Source organism: Streptomyces sp. NBC_01669, from assembly GCF_026339735.1.
GTDB classification, from domain to species: domain Bacteria; phylum Actinomycetota; class Actinomycetes; order Streptomycetales; family Streptomycetaceae; genus Streptomyces; species Streptomyces yanii.
Map to the genome: position 1 here is coordinate 8,098,526 of NZ_JAPEQG010000001.1, position 12,991 is coordinate 8,111,516.

Sequence of the window (12,991 nt, forward strand, 5' to 3'; positions counted from 1 at the left end):
TATGCCGCTGCATCCCTGTTTCGTCGTTCGGCGTGACGAAATCCTGACGTCACGAGCCCGCGGCGGAGGAACGGACATGGCGACCTTGGATGGCCGCCAGCGCCAGGTCGGGCTTGCCCGTGAAGTGGTGGTACATGCTGCCTGGTCCACGCCCGCCTGCTGCTGGATGGCCTTCGGGCTCGTGCCCACATAGCCGCGCTCCCACAGGAGCTCCTGGGTGGCTTCGATCAGACGACCCGCAGTACTCATGAAGCTCACTGCACATACCAGTAGGTACAGAAACCGGGAATGTTGGCCGGCCAACGGGAGCAGCCGCGGAACCGCCGCATACTCCCGCGGGGGTACGTGCACTGCCGCTGGCCGTACGACGACTCGGACCCCCTCCCGGGGCCAGGCTCGGAAGCGTCGGAAGAACGCCGACCGAGAACTCTGAACCGAGGGAGCTGACCGAGATGAACACCCTGGCTTACTCCGGTGGACCCGGGCCGTGGATCCTCCTCTTCCCGCTGGTCTGGGCGGCCGTCGCCGTCACGGTCGTCACCGTCCTGCGCCGTACCGTGTGGCGAGGCGGCCGACGCGGTCCCTGGGGCCCGCGCGCCGCGCACAGCGACCCCGCCGCCCTCGGCGAACAGTCGCCCATCACTCTGCTCGGCCGCCGCTTCGCCGCGGGCGAGATCGACGAGGACGAGTACTGGCGCCGGCTCTCCGTCCTGGACGAGCAGTTCGGCCGTACCGGCCGGCGAGGTGCGGCATGACCACGACCATCCGCACCGGCGTCGTCGCCGCCGCCCGCGTCGTCGACGCCGTGAAGGTCTACGGCACGGGCGACACCGAGGTCAGGGCCCTGGACGGGGTGAGCGTCGACTTCCCGGCCGGCCGCTTCACCGCGATCATGGGGCCCTCCGGCTCCGGAAAATCCACCCTGATGCACTGCGCCGCCGGACTCGACACGCTCACCTCCGGCTCCGCACTCATCGGCGACACGAACCTCAGCGCGCTCGACGACCGCAGGCTCACCCTGCTGCGCCGACAGCGCATCGGCTTCGTCTTCCAGGCCTTCAACCTCATTCCGACCCTCACCGTCGCCGAGAACATCACCCTTCCCATCGACCTCGCGGGGGAGCGCGGCGACCGGGAGTGGATCGACGCGCTCATCGACACCGTGGGATTGCGGGACCGGCTGCACCACCGGCCCAGCGAACTCTCCGGCGGGCAGCAGCAGCGGGTCGCCGTGGCCCGCGCCTTCGCGGGCAACCCCGATGTCGTCTTCGCCGACGAACCGACGGGCAACCTCGACTCCCGGGCCGGACAGGAGGTGCTGCGGCTCCTCGGCCGCACCGTTCGCCGGACCTCCCGTACGGTCGTCATGGTCACCCATGACCCGGTCGCCGCAGCCCACGCGGACGAGGTCGTCTTTCTCGCCGACGGGCGCCTCGTCGACCGCATGCCGGACCCCACCGCGGAGCGCGTGCTCGACCGGCTCAAGGCCTTCGACCCGTCGCCGGGCGCAACGGCGGTGACGCCATGACCGGCGCCCGCGCCTCCGTGCGCCTCAGCGTTTCCTCGCTCCGCGCCCACAAGCGTCGTTTCGCAGGCACGTTCACCGCCGTTCTGCTCGGCGTCTCCTTCCTCGCGGGAACGCTCGTCATGGGCGACACCCTGCGCGCCGGCTTCGACACGATGTTCGCGAACGCCGCCGGCGGTACGGACGCGGTCGTCCGCAGTACGAATGTGGTGACCGTGTCCGGTGAAGGGCAGGGCACCCGGCAGCCGGTGAGCACCACCCTCGTGAAGACGATCGAGCAGACGCCGGGCGTCGCCGCCGCGGCCCCCGACATCCAGGGCGCCGGGCAGCTGATCGGCGCCGACGGCAAGCCCATCGGCGGCCAGGGCCCGCCCACCGTCGCCGGCAACTGGATCCAGGACCCGAAACTCAACCCTTACAAGCTCGCCGAAGGGCGCGCCCCGTCCCGGTCCGGGGAGGTCGTCATCAACCGCGGCACCGCCGACCGGGGAGGGCTGAAGATCGGCGACACGACCGTACTGCGCACCCCCGACCCCGTGCGCGTCACCGTCGTCGGCCTGGCCACCTTCGGCGGCGAGGACGGCATGGGCCAGGCCACCTACACCGGGATGACGCAGGCCGACGCCGAGAAGTACCTGACCCCGAAGCCCGGCGAGGCGTCGAGCATCCAGGTGCGCGCCGGCCCCGGCACCAGCCAGCAGGAACTCGTGGACGCGCTGACTCCCGTGCTGCCCGCGGACACGGAGGCCATCACCGGACAGGCCTCCGCCGCCGAGAACCAGAGCATGATCTCCGGTGCGTTCCTCAGTCTGTTCACCACGCTGCTGCTGGTGTTCTCCGGGATCGTCCTGCTGGTCGCCACATTCTCCATCCACAACACGTTCGCGATCGTCGTCGCGCAGCGCACCCGGGAGAACGCCCTGCTGCGCGCCCTCGGCGCGTCCCGCCGTCAGGTCCTCGGCTCGACCCTCGTCGAGGCAACCGCGGTCGGCGTGCTCGCCTCCGCCGCCGGACTGGCCGGGGGCATCGGGATCGCCGCCGGACTGCAGGCGCTCTTCCCCGCCGTCGGCTTCCCGTTCCCCGACGGTGCGCTCGTGATCAGCGGGATCTCGCTGCTGCTTCCGCTCGCCGTCGGCGTACTCGTCTGTCTCGGCTCGGCCCTCCTGCCCGCCGTCCACGCGGGACGCACCGCACCGCTCGCGGCCCTGCGCGAGACCGCCGTCGACGACTCGGCGGCCTCCCGGACCCGAGCCGTCACCGGTGTCCTGCTGTTGCTCGCGGCGTTGGGCGCCATCCTGATCGGCGTCCTTGCCCATCCGTCCGTCTGGCCGTCGGCCGCCGGTGCAATCCTGGCGCTCGCCGCCTTCGTGGTGCTCGGCCCGGCCGCCTCCACATACGCCGTACGGATCCTCGGCGCTCCACTCGACCGGCTGCGCGGTGTCACCGGCGCGCTGGCCAGGCGCAACGCGCTGCGCAGCCCCAAGCGGACCGCCGCCACCGCGACCGCGCTGATGATCGGCGTCGCGGTCGTCTCGCTCTTCACCGTTTTCGGCGCCTCGCTGAAGGCGACCATGAACCAGACAGTGGACCGGTCCTTCGCCGGTGATGTCGCCATCAGCGCACCCGTGTTCGGCGCCGGTGGCAGCGGTCTCAGCCCCGCGCTCGCGCCCGCCGTCGGCCGGCTGCCGGAAGTGTCCACCGCGGTCGGCCTCGGCAAGGGCGTTGCGGAGGTCAACGGCGCGGGACGCGCCCTGACCGTCACCGACCCTGCCGCGCTCGCCAGGGTCTTCGACCTCGGCCCGGTCAGCGGATCCATGAACGCACTGGGTCCGAACGGCATCGCCGTGTCCGGCGCGGAGGCAGCCGAGCGCGGTCTGCACACCGGCTCCACCGCCCGGCTCACCTTCACCGACGGCAAGCAGCAGACCTTCACGGTCCGTGCGGTCTACGACCGGTCGGAACTGGCGGGCACCTACGTCATCACCCGGCAGGCCTGGGCGCCGCACCGCGCACAGGACTCCGACAGACTCATCGCCGTGTCGTTCAAGGACGGGGTGTCGACCGCCGACGGAAAGGCGGCAGTCGAGAAGACCGCTGCGGCGTACGGCAGTCCGGACGTGCAGACGCGCGGCGAGTACGCGCGGTCCTCGGCCGGCTCCATCGACATGATGCTCACGCTGGTCTACGCGCTGCTGGCACTCGCCGTACTGATCGCCCTGCTCGGGATCGCCAACACCCTCACTCTGGCCATCCATGAACGCACCAGGGAACTGGGCCTGTTGCGGGCCGTCGGACAGACCAGGAGTCAGCTGCGGACCATGGTCCGTTGGGAATCCGTCCTGGTCGCCGCGTTCGGCACAGCAGGCGGTCTGCTGCTCGGCGGCTTCCTCGGCTGGGTGCTCGTGAAGGCGTCCGAAGGTGCGGGCGACACCCCGTTCGCCTTCGCGCTGCCGCCCACCCGGCTGCTGGTGGTCGCGCTGGTGGGGATCACCGCCGGGGCGCTGGCCGGCTGGCGACCGGCTCGGCGTGCGGCGCGCCTGGACGTGCTCCGGGCCATCGCCGCCGACTGAAACAGGCAGCGAGGAGCGGGGCGCCCGCGGGCGCCCCGCTCCTCGCTGAGTCCGGGGCCTGTCTTTCGGATCAGGCCCTAACCGACCACGGCGGACCGGGCGTCGGTGTGCGCCACGGCCTCCAGGGGGGACGTGGTGGTCACGGCGCCGAACGGGCCGTCGGTCGTCGCCCCGTACAGCGAGTTCGGCGGCAGAGTCACCGTCGGAGAAGGAGCCGGCAGTGTGAACCAGACGACCTTCCCGGCCCGGCCCCACGGCCGGAAACCCCAGCTCTCGCTGACTGCGGCGATCATCGCGAGTCCGCGCCCCGAGGTGCTGGAGGCGTCGGCCGCGCGCACGGTCGGCAGCCGCGGGTCGTGGTCGTGGACGGAGACCGTCAGACGTTCGAGCAGCAGCTCTATCTCGACGGTGCACGTCTTGTCCGGCTGTGCATGCCGGTGGACATTGGTCAGAAGCTCCGTGACGCCGAGCGCTGCCTGGTCGATCAGAGGGTCGAGATGCCAGTAGCGCAACTGCGCGGAGATGATTCTGCGGACCTGACCGATCCGCGACGGCAGGGCCTGGAGCTCCACCGTGCAGTGCCTGCTTGGCTCGCTGATCACGGCTGCGACTCCCCGAAATAGGTCCGGAAGAAGACGACGGAACGGAGGCGGCGGGTGGCCGTCTGTCGTTCCTGGTCCGGCGGGCTGGATCACAGTGTCACCGCCGGTAAACCATGAGTGACGCGATTCCAATGTCACTCAGGGGTCAGTGCTCCGCAACTCGCGGTGACCCGGCCGTGGCGCACCGTCAGCCCCGCTCGGCCGGCCCCGCTTCTCTGCCCGGCCGGGTGCCCGCGCTGCGCAGCGCCTCCAGGAAACGGCGCGATGGCCCCGCACGGGCCGGCCCGCGGTCGCGCTGCCCCATGGTCAGCCGGTACCACGTCCCGTTGACCCGCGCCAGCGTCGAGTCGACTCCGGCGAACCATGGCCTGCGCGCACGCACCGCCCCCGCCGGGGCGCTGTCGATCTCCCGCCCGTAGCTGGTCAGCAGGGCCACCCGGCCGTCCTTGACGATCACTTGACCGGCCCTGGTGAGCGACCTGGCCCACCGCTCGATCCGTACCCCCGTCGCGCTGAACTCCGTTTCCTTCATGGCTGGTTCGCCCCCTTCGTGACGCTTCCGGCGGTCAGTCTGCCCGCACGGCCGTGGGCGCACCAGGTTGCAGCGAGGCGGCATGTCGCGAATGCGCCACGGCGTGCCGCAGTCGTCCCGTTCCCCGGTACCAAGGCAGTGCTATGGATCCCCAAAGTCAAAGTTTGTGCAGGTGGGGGGCCTATCGTGGGATGTGGAGTCCGGGGGGCCGGTGGCCCGCAAGTCCGGTCACGACGAGCAGGAGCGTGCTGATGAACACCAGTGAGCGCAGGCCCGACGGCGAGGTCACGGCGACCGTCGACATCGACCGCACCGATCATGACTACAGGGCCTGGCTGAAGGAGGCCGTCCGCAAGGTCCAGGCCGACGCCAACCGCTCCGCCGACACGCATCTGCTGCGCTTCCCGCTGCCCGAGGCCTGGGGGATCGATCTCTACCTCAAGGACGAGTCGACGCACCCCACGGGCAGCCTCAAGCACCGGCTGGCCCGCTCGCTCTTCCTCTACGGGCTCTGCAACGGCTGGATCCGGCCGGGCAGGCCGGTGATAGAGGCGTCCAGCGGTTCGACGGCCGTCTCGGAGGCGTACTTCGCGAAGCTGATCGGGGTGCCGTTCATCGCGGTGATGCCCCGCACCACCAGCTCCGAGAAGTGCCGGCTGATCGAATTCCACGGCGGTCAATGCCACTTCGTCGACGACGCCCAGAAGCTGTACGAGGAGTCCGCCAGGCTCGCCGCCGACTCCGGGGGCCACTACATGGACCAGTTCACCTACGCCGAGCGGGCCACCGACTGGCGCGGCAACAACAACATCGCCGAGTCGATCTACCAGCAGCTGCGGCTGGAGCGCTATCCGGAGCCCACCTGGATCGTCGCCACCGCCGGGACGGGCGGCACCTCGGCGACCATCGCCCGCTATGTGCACTACATGCAGTACGACACCCGGATCTGTGTGCCCGACCCGGAGAACTCCTGTTTCTTCGACGGCTGGACCCACCACAACGCCCTCGCCACCAGTGACTGCGGTTCACGCATCGAGGGGATCGGTCGGCCCCGGATGGAACCGAGCTTCGTGCCCGGCGCCATCGACCGGATGATGAAGGTGCCGGACGCGGCCAGCGTCGCCGCTGTGCGGGCCCTGGAGCAGGCCATCGGTCGCAAGGCGGGCGGCTCCACCGGCACCGGGCTGTGGAGCGCGTTCAAACTCGTCGCCGAAATGGTGGACCAGGGCTGCACCGGCAGCATCGTCACACTGCTCTGCGACCCGGGAGACCGCTACCTCGACAAGTACTACTCCGACAACTGGCTCGCCGAACAGGGTCTGGACATCGCCCCGTACGCCGCGACGATCCGACGCTTCCTGGCCACCGGCAACTGGCCCTGCTGAAGCCCGGCCGTCGCCACGGTCATGCCGACCTGATGCGCGAGCACGTCGACGGCGACGGGGGAGTGGCCCGGCAGCCCCGCTCTCAGGCGGAGGCTGCGGCCAGCCGCCTGTCGAGATTGCGCACCGCGTCCCGGAACGCCCGGCCCAGTGCCGGTCGGCCCAGTCGCAGGACGAACCGGAACGCCGTGGGGCCGTCGGCGGCGAAGGTCCACTGCACGCGTGTCCCGGTTGCCGTGGGGGTGAGCCGCCACTCCTCCAACAGGGCCTGCAGAGCGGGTGCGTTGGTCTCATCGACCCGGTACGCGTACCGCTCGCAGGGTTCCTTCGCGACGATCGTCTCGTGGAACACCGTGCCACCCTTGAGCCGGATCTCACGGCCCGCGCCCGCCGCGGTGGGCCGGGCCGCCGTCACCGCGGTGAACCAGCCGGGCCAGCCGTCGACTTCCTCGGCGAGCGCCCGGTACACCTCCGCGGGAGGGGCTGACGCCTCGGCGGCGAAGACCAGCCGTAGCGGGGCGGTCCGGACGAAGCCGAGGTCCACGGAGCGGAGCCGACGTGCCATGGGGCGCACCTCCCGTGCGATCGGCGGCGGACGCACCCGGTCCGCGGCGACCCGTACCATATCTGTCGCGTCATCAGATGTCTTCAGCTGTGCGGACGTTACGTCGCGGTCTGCCGCGGTGCTGCCCGGGCGGCCGCCGTGACGTTACGTGCCATGCCGCCGAAGACCACCGAATGGAACGGCCACACACTCCACCAGTAGGCGTGGCCGAGCAGCCCGCGCGGATGGAACAGGGCCCGCTGCCCGTACACGGTCCGCCCCTCCTCGTCCCGGCCGACCGACAGCTCCAGCCACGCGGGACCCGGCAGCCGCATCTCCGCACGCAGCCGCAGCAGCCGACCCGGAACGATCTCCTCCACCCGCCAGAAGTCCAGCGAGTCGCCCACCCGCAGCCGTTGTGCGTCCCGTCGTCCGCGCCGCAGCCCCACACCTCCGACAAACCGGTCGAGCCACCCCCGTACCGCCCAGGCGAGCGGGAACGAGTACCAGCCGTTCTCCCCGCCGATGCCTTCGATCACCCGCCAGAGCGCATCCGGCGCCACCGGTACGGTCAGCTCGCGCTCGTCGCGGTAGAGGCTGCCGCCCGACCAGTCGGGGTCGGTCGGCAGCGGATCGCTGGGCGCGCCGGGTACCGCGGCGGACGACCACCGGGTGTCCACCCTGGCCTCCTTGATCCGTTGCAGTGCCAGCCGCAGGGCCTGGTCGAAGTCGATCGGGCCACCCGGGGGATCGGGCACGTAACGGGTGATGTCCTGCTCGCGGCAGACGACCTCGTTGCGCAGCGACTCCGCCAGCGGACGGGCGATGGACCGTGGTACGGGCGTGACCAGACCGATCCAGTGGCTGGACAGCCCCGGTGTGAGCACGGGGACGGGAAGGATCACCCGGTGCGGCAGCCCGGCGACCCGCGCGTACCGCTGCATCATGTCGCGGTAGGTCATCACGTCCGGGCCGCCGATGTCGAAGGTGCGGTTCACGTCCGCCGGGAGCGAGGCGGAGCCGACGAGGCACCGCACCACGTCCCGTACTGCCACCGGCTGGATCGAGGTACGCACCCAGCTCGGCGTGACCATCACCGGGAGCCGCTCCGTCAGATGGCGCAGGATCTCGAAGGACGCCGAACCCGACCCGATGACGACCGCGGCCCGCAGCACTGCCGTCGGCACCCCGGAGTCCAGCAGGATCCGTCCGACCTCGGCCCGTGAGCGCAGATGCGGTGACAGTTCGCGATCCGGCACCCCGGCCGGGGTGAGTCCGCCGAGGTAGACGATCCGGCGGAGCCCGGCCGTGCGAGCCTGCTCGCCGAAGATCCGGGCCGACCGGCGGTCCGTCTGCTCGAAGCCGCGCCCCGATCCGAGGGCATGCACCAGGTAGTACGCCACGTCCATGTCCGCCAGCGCCGCCCGCACCGACGCGGCATCGGCGACATCGCCCTGCACCACCTCGACCCGGTCCGCCCACGGGTAGTCGCGCAGTTTGCGCGGGGTGCGGGCCAGACAGCGGACCCGGTGGCCGGCTTCGAGCAGCGCGGGCACCAGCCTGCCGCCGATGTAGCCGGTGGCACCGGTCACCAGACAGCGCAGCTGCGTACCACCGGGAGTGCCGGAGCCGTGGTCGGAGTCGGCGTGGGACGCGGAGCCGGAGAATTCGGTCACGCGGCCGAGTCTCGCACCGGACCGCCGCACCGACCTGGCGGAAGACGCCGAACGGCCTCTCCCGGCCCCCGCCCCTTCCCAGCTCCGCCCCTCTCAGCGCACCGCGGACAGCGTCCCGCCCTCGCGCAGCCGGGCCTTCAGCTCCAGCTGCGCGTCCTGCGGTGCCCGTACCGCCAGCGTCGTACCGTCCGCCGACCCGCGCACGGTGCCCGTCACCTCGATCCGGTTCACGGCCCGGCTGCCCGCCGCCAGCACGTACCACCGGCCGGACGGAGCTCTCCAGTGCGTGCCCGCCAGGACGTGCTGCCCGAACCGGCTGCACAGCGCCGTATCGGGCCGGTCGGCCACCACCGCACCAGGGGCGGTGAGCGACGCGGCGGGCTGCAGGAACTGGACCAGCACCCGGCCGGGTCCCTGCCAGGTGTCGGCCCGGGTGCACACCCAGCCCGCCGGTGTCCCGCCCTCCGGCAGAGGCTGCCGGGCAAAGGCCCAATTGTTGACCGCACGGACGCCGCTGCCCCGCAGCGCCCGCAGCGAGCACACCGTACGTGCCCAGTTCAGCAGGGCCGGACCACCCGTCGCCTCGCGCGGCCCGCGCGGCGGCGCGCCCTTGCCGGGCAGCGGTGTGTACGTGAGGTGACTCCTCCCCCTCGTGAACGACTCCGTTGGGAAATCCGTAAACCGGTGATGCCGAGTGTGCCGGGCTGCCATGATCGGCCTGTTCGCCGATCGAGGGTGGGGCTGGATGTCGCTGGAGCCGCGGGCTGATCGTGGAGTGCCGGAGCTGACTGCGCGGGTGGTGCGGGCTTCGTTCCCGAAGGGGACGCTTGCGGTCCGTGTTCGTGAGGCGCTCGGTCCGCTGTTCGAGGACGAGTCCTTCGCCGAGGCGTTCCCCGGACGGGGGCGGCCGGCGGTCTCGCCTGGGGCATTGGCGCTGGTGTCGGTGCTGCAGTATGCCGAGGGGCTCACCGACCGGCAGGCCGCTGACCAGGTCCGGGCCCGGATGGACTGGAAGTTCCTCCTCGGTCTTGAGCTGGACGACCCGGGGTTCGACTTCTCCGTCCTTTGCGACTTCCGTGCCCGGCTGCTCGAGCACGGTCTGGAGGAGAAGGTCCTGGACCTGATCCTTGAGCGCATCTCCGGGCTCGGGCTGCTGCGCGCGGGGGGCCGTCAGCGGACCGACTCCACCCACGTGCTCGCGGCGGTGCGGACGTTGAACCGGATGGAGTTCGTGGGCGAGACCCTGCGGGCTGCGCTGGAGGCCCTGTCAGCGGCGGCCCCGCAGTGGCTGTCCGCGCTGGTCACCGAAAACTGGGTCAGACGATACGGCGCCCGGATCGACTCCTACCGCTTCCCCAAGGGGGAGAACGTGCGCCAGGAGTGGGCCGAACAGGTAGGCCGTGACGGCTTCACGATCCTTGAGGCCGCCTTCGCTCCCGGCTCTCCGGACTGGCTGCGGGAGATCCCCGCCGTCCAGGTCCTGCGCCGGGCCTGGGTCGAGCAGTACCACCGTGATGGCGAGGGGGTGCACTGGCGGGAGGGCAAGGACCTCCCGCCGGGCAGACGCCGACTGTCCTCGCCCTACGACCCGGACGCCCGCTACGGCGTGAAGCGGGGATCGGGCTGGTGCGGCTACAAGACGCACCTGAGCGAGACCTGCGAACCCGATGTCCCACATCTGATCACCCACGTGGTGACCACGGATGCGACGGTCGCCGACACCGAGCTGACCGACGTGGTCCACCAAGGCCTGGCCGCACGGAAGTTACTTCCAGGCGAGCACGACGTGGACGCCGGCTATGTCACCGCCGCGCACATCGTCACCGCCCGGGACGAGTACGGGATCGAGCTGGTGGGGCCGGTCGGACTGGACACCTGCCACGAGAACCACGAAGGCGAGCACTTCACGCAGAGCGCCTTCACGATCGACTGGCAGACCAAGAAGGTCACCTGCCCCCAGGGCAAGATCAGCGCCAGCTGGTCCGACCAGCGAAAAAGCAGCGGAACTCCCATCGCGCGGGTGCACTTCACCGCCCAGGACTGCGGGAACTGCCCCGTGCGCGAGAAGTGCACCAAGGCAGCGAACGGCAAATGGGGCCGCAGCCTGACCCTGCTCCCCCAAGACCAGCAGGAGGCGCTGGAAGCGCGGCGCCGCGAGCAGCTGACCGACGAGTGGCAGCAGCGTTACAACATCCGCGCCGGCGTGGAGGGCACGATCTCCCAGGCAGTGCGGCGCACCGGCATCCGCCGGACCCGCTACACCGGCCTGCCCAAGACTCACCTCGGCAACGTCCTCGCCGCCACGGCGATCAACATCATCCGCCTCGACGCCTGGCTCGACGACACACCCATCGGCAAGACCAGAACCACACATCTCGCCGCACTTGACCTGACCGCCTGGCCGTCAGCCGATTCGCGGATTTCCCAACGGAGTCGTGAACGAGGGGGCTTCTCGCTATGCCGGTGCGGCTTCGCGACGGACCAGCCCGGCCCGTAGAACGTTCAGGGCGCCCACCGTGTCCGCGTGCGCGCTGTGGTCGCACGAGACGCAGTGGAACTTCTCCTGTGTGGGCCGGTTCTCCGCTGCGACGTGCCCGCATTCGGGGCAGGTCCGGGAGGTGTTGCGGGGGTCCACAGCGATCACGTCTCGTCCGGCACTTTCAGCCTTGGCGTGCAGGATCGTCAGGAACACCCCCCATCCGGCATCCGAGATCGAGTGGTTGAGTCCGGCCTTTGCGGCGGCCCTGTTGGGCAGGAAGCTGCCCGGCCGGTCGGGGTCGGGCCTCGGTGCGGGGGCCTTGACCATGTTGCGGATCTTAAGGTCTTCGTGCGCGATGAAGTCGTGTTCGCGGACCAGGCCCCACGCGGTCTTGTGTGCATGATCGAGGCGCTGACGGCGAACCTTTCGGTGCAGGTCCGCAACCTTCTGGACGGCCTTCTTACGCCGGTTGCTGCGGCGCTTGCACCGAGCGACAGCCTGCTGTGCCGCTTCGAGCTTCGCGGCGGCCTTCCGCCCGTGCCGGGGTTCTCGATGAACTCGCCGCCCGAGTCGGCAAGGAAGTTGGCTATGCCCATGTCGATGCCGACCACAGAGCCGGTCGCGGGAAGCGGCTTAGGCGCGGTCTGCTCGGCGGTCAGGATCACGTACCAGCGCTTGCCCTCACGCTTGAGGGACACGGTCTTGACCTTGCCGACCACCGGCCGGTGCTGGTTGACCTTGACGTGCCCGACACCTTGGAAGCGGACGCGGGTGACCGGGTCGTGCGGAGTGGAGTCCCAGCGGCAGCCGTCCCCGTCCTTGGGGAAGTCGACCGTGTCGAACCAGTTCACGCCACGGAAGCGCGGGTAGCCCGGCGTTTCCCCGCCTTGACGCGGCGGAAGAACGCGGCGAATGCCTTGCCGAGACGGCGAAGCGTCGCCTGCTGGGAGGAGAAGGACCACCGGCCCTGACGCTCCGGGTCGTGCACCCGGATCTCCTTGAGCTGCGCGGACTGCATCCCGTACTTGATGCTCGTCTTCGACACGTGCCGGTACGCGTCACGGCGTTCCTGCAAGGCACCGTTGTAGAGGGAGCAGTGATCGCGCAGCATCTCGCCCAGTGCGATCGTCTGGCCCACGGTGGGCCGTATAAGGAACTTGTACGCACGAATCATCCGACCCACCCCCCTTCCACGTTGGCTCGCTTGATCATACTACGCTTGGCGTTTGTCACCACGCTGGAAGCCAAATCCCGATATCCGCACCGGACGGCACGTCACCTACACCCTCCACGCACACTTGGTGTTCGTCACCAAGTACCGGCGTGACATCTTCGATGACGCCATGCTCAAACGGTGCGAGGAGATCATGCGAGAGGTCTGCGCCAGCTTCGAGACAGAGCTACGCGAGTTCAACGGCGAGGCGGATCACGTGCACCTGTTGGTGCACTACCCGCCGAAAGTCGCCCTGTCTAAACTGATCAACTCCCTCAAGGGCGTAAGCTCCCGGTACCTGCGGGCCGAGTACACCGGCCGCATCAACCGGATCGGCATGGGGGCAGTGTTCTGGTCCCGCTCCTACTTCGCAGGATCATGCGGCGGTGCACCGCTGACCGTGATCCGCCAGTACATCGAAGGCCAGAAGCGGCCTATCTGACCGCAACGACAGAGGCGGAGCGAACT

At 70.2% G+C, this 12,991-nt stretch carries 10 protein-coding genes and 3 pseudogenes; 6 read left to right on the forward strand and 7 right to left on the reverse strand.

The window, feature by feature from the left end:
* Positions 1 to 85: 85 nt before the first annotated feature.
* Positions 86 to 249 (reverse strand): annotated as a pseudogene (locus tag OG972_RS36375) (TetR/AcrR family transcriptional regulator); the annotation flags it as partial.
* 203 nt (positions 250 to 452) lie between these two features.
* On the opposite strand from OG972_RS36375, the gene OG972_RS36380 reads away from it, so the two are divergent.
* Genes OG972_RS36380 through OG972_RS36390 form a run of 3 tightly spaced genes read left to right on the forward strand, consistent with a single transcriptional unit; the run spans position 453 to position 4,095 of the window.
* The gene (locus tag OG972_RS36380) at positions 453 to 755 is read left to right on the forward strand and encodes an SHOCT domain-containing protein (RefSeq protein ID WP_266988766.1); all 303 of its coding nucleotides are present in this window, start codon (positions 453 to 455) and stop codon (positions 753 to 755) included.
* Positions 752 to 1,528 carry an ABC transporter ATP-binding protein gene (locus tag OG972_RS36385; protein WP_266988767.1) on the forward strand — a complete coding sequence of 259 codons (777 nt, stop codon included), beginning with the start codon at positions 752 to 754 and terminating at the stop codon, positions 1,526 to 1,528. Before OG972_RS36380 ends, OG972_RS36385 begins: the two co-directional genes overlap by 4 nt.
* The gene (locus OG972_RS36390) at positions 1,525 to 4,095 is read left to right on the forward strand and encodes an ABC transporter permease (protein WP_266988768.1); all 2,571 of its coding nucleotides are present in this window, start codon (positions 1,525 to 1,527) and stop codon (positions 4,093 to 4,095) included. Before OG972_RS36385 ends, OG972_RS36390 begins: the two co-directional genes overlap by 4 nt.
* Positions 4,096 to 4,172: 77 nt before the next feature.
* Here the strand turns inward: OG972_RS36390 and OG972_RS36395 are convergent, their stop codons facing one another.
* Together OG972_RS36395 and OG972_RS36400 are read right to left on the reverse strand one after the other, a co-directional pair.
* The gene (locus tag OG972_RS36395) at positions 4,173 to 4,697 is read right to left on the reverse strand and encodes an ATP-binding protein (protein WP_266988769.1); all 525 of its coding nucleotides are present in this window, start codon (positions 4,695 to 4,697) and stop codon (positions 4,173 to 4,175) included.
* Positions 4,698 to 4,884: 187 nt separating this feature from the next.
* A complete protein-coding gene (locus tag OG972_RS36400) occupies positions 4,885 to 5,229 on the reverse strand; it encodes a hypothetical protein (protein ID WP_266988770.1) in 345 nt (114 codons plus the stop codon).
* A gap of 251 nt (positions 5,230 to 5,480) precedes the next feature.
* Here OG972_RS36400 and OG972_RS36405 point away from each other — a divergent pair, with 251 nt between their 5' ends.
* Positions 5,481 to 6,614 carry a PLP-dependent cysteine synthase family protein gene (locus OG972_RS36405; RefSeq protein ID WP_266988771.1) on the forward strand — a complete coding sequence of 378 codons (1,134 nt, stop codon included), beginning with the start codon at positions 5,481 to 5,483 and terminating at the stop codon, positions 6,612 to 6,614.
* A gap of 82 nt (positions 6,615 to 6,696) precedes the next feature.
* On the opposite strand, the gene OG972_RS36410 is transcribed toward OG972_RS36405, so the two are convergent.
* From OG972_RS36410 to OG972_RS36420, 3 genes and pseudogenes are all read right to left on the reverse strand, one after another.
* Positions 6,697 to 7,176 carry an SRPBCC family protein gene (locus OG972_RS36410; RefSeq protein ID WP_266988773.1) on the reverse strand — a complete coding sequence of 160 codons (480 nt, stop codon included), beginning with the start codon at positions 7,174 to 7,176 and terminating at the stop codon, positions 6,697 to 6,699.
* A 98-nt stretch (positions 7,177 to 7,274) separates the two neighbouring features.
* Positions 7,275 to 8,747: an SDR family oxidoreductase gene (locus tag OG972_RS36415; RefSeq protein ID WP_323135960.1), complete on the reverse strand. Its 1,473-nt coding sequence runs from the start codon at positions 8,745 to 8,747 to the stop codon at positions 7,275 to 7,277.
* 177 nt (positions 8,748 to 8,924) lie between these two features.
* A pseudogene (locus OG972_RS36420) lies at positions 8,925 to 9,473 on the reverse strand (hypothetical protein); the annotation flags it as partial.
* Between the two features lie 103 nt (positions 9,474 to 9,576).
* On the opposite strand from OG972_RS36420, the gene OG972_RS36425 reads away from it, so the two are divergent.
* Entirely contained in the window at positions 9,577 to 11,328 is a 1,752-nt protein-coding gene (locus OG972_RS36425; RefSeq protein WP_266988775.1) for an IS1182 family transposase, read from the forward strand.
* Here the strand turns inward: OG972_RS36425 and OG972_RS36430 are convergent.
* A pseudogene (locus OG972_RS36430) lies at positions 11,287 to 12,484 on the reverse strand (RNA-guided endonuclease InsQ/TnpB family protein). The gene OG972_RS36425 and the pseudogene OG972_RS36430 sit on opposite strands and share 42 nt — an antisense overlap.
* An 82-nt stretch (positions 12,485 to 12,566) precedes the next feature.
* On the opposite strand from OG972_RS36430, the gene tnpA reads away from it, so the two are divergent.
* Complete coding sequence (gene tnpA, locus OG972_RS36435; protein WP_266990943.1) at positions 12,567 to 12,965, forward strand: IS200/IS605 family transposase; 399 nt, start codon at positions 12,567 to 12,569, stop codon at positions 12,963 to 12,965.
* Positions 12,966 to 12,991: the final 26 nt, after the last annotated feature.

Bases quoted from the DNA above. Each gene is read 5' to 3' on its own strand.
- OG972_RS36380 (WP_266988766.1), top strand. From the start codon at position 453: ATGAACACCCTGGCTTACTCCGGTGGACCCGGGCCGTGGATCCTCCTC.
- OG972_RS36385 (WP_266988767.1), top strand. From the start codon at position 752: ATGACCACGACCATCCGCACCGGCGTCGTCGCCGCCGCCCGCGTCGTC.
- OG972_RS36390 (WP_266988768.1), top strand. From the start codon at position 1,525: ATGACCGGCGCCCGCGCCTCCGTGCGCCTCAGCGTTTCCTCGCTCCGC.
- OG972_RS36400 (WP_266988770.1), bottom strand. From the start codon at position 5,229: ATGAAGGAAACGGAGTTCAGCGCGACGGGGGTACGGATCGAGCGGTGG.
- OG972_RS36405 (WP_266988771.1), top strand. From the start codon at position 5,481: ATGAACACCAGTGAGCGCAGGCCCGACGGCGAGGTCACGGCGACCGTC.
- OG972_RS36410 (WP_266988773.1), bottom strand. From the start codon at position 7,176: ATGGCACGTCGGCTCCGCTCCGTGGACCTCGGCTTCGTCCGGACCGCC.
- OG972_RS36425 (WP_266988775.1), top strand. From the start codon at position 9,577: ATGTCGCTGGAGCCGCGGGCTGATCGTGGAGTGCCGGAGCTGACTGCG.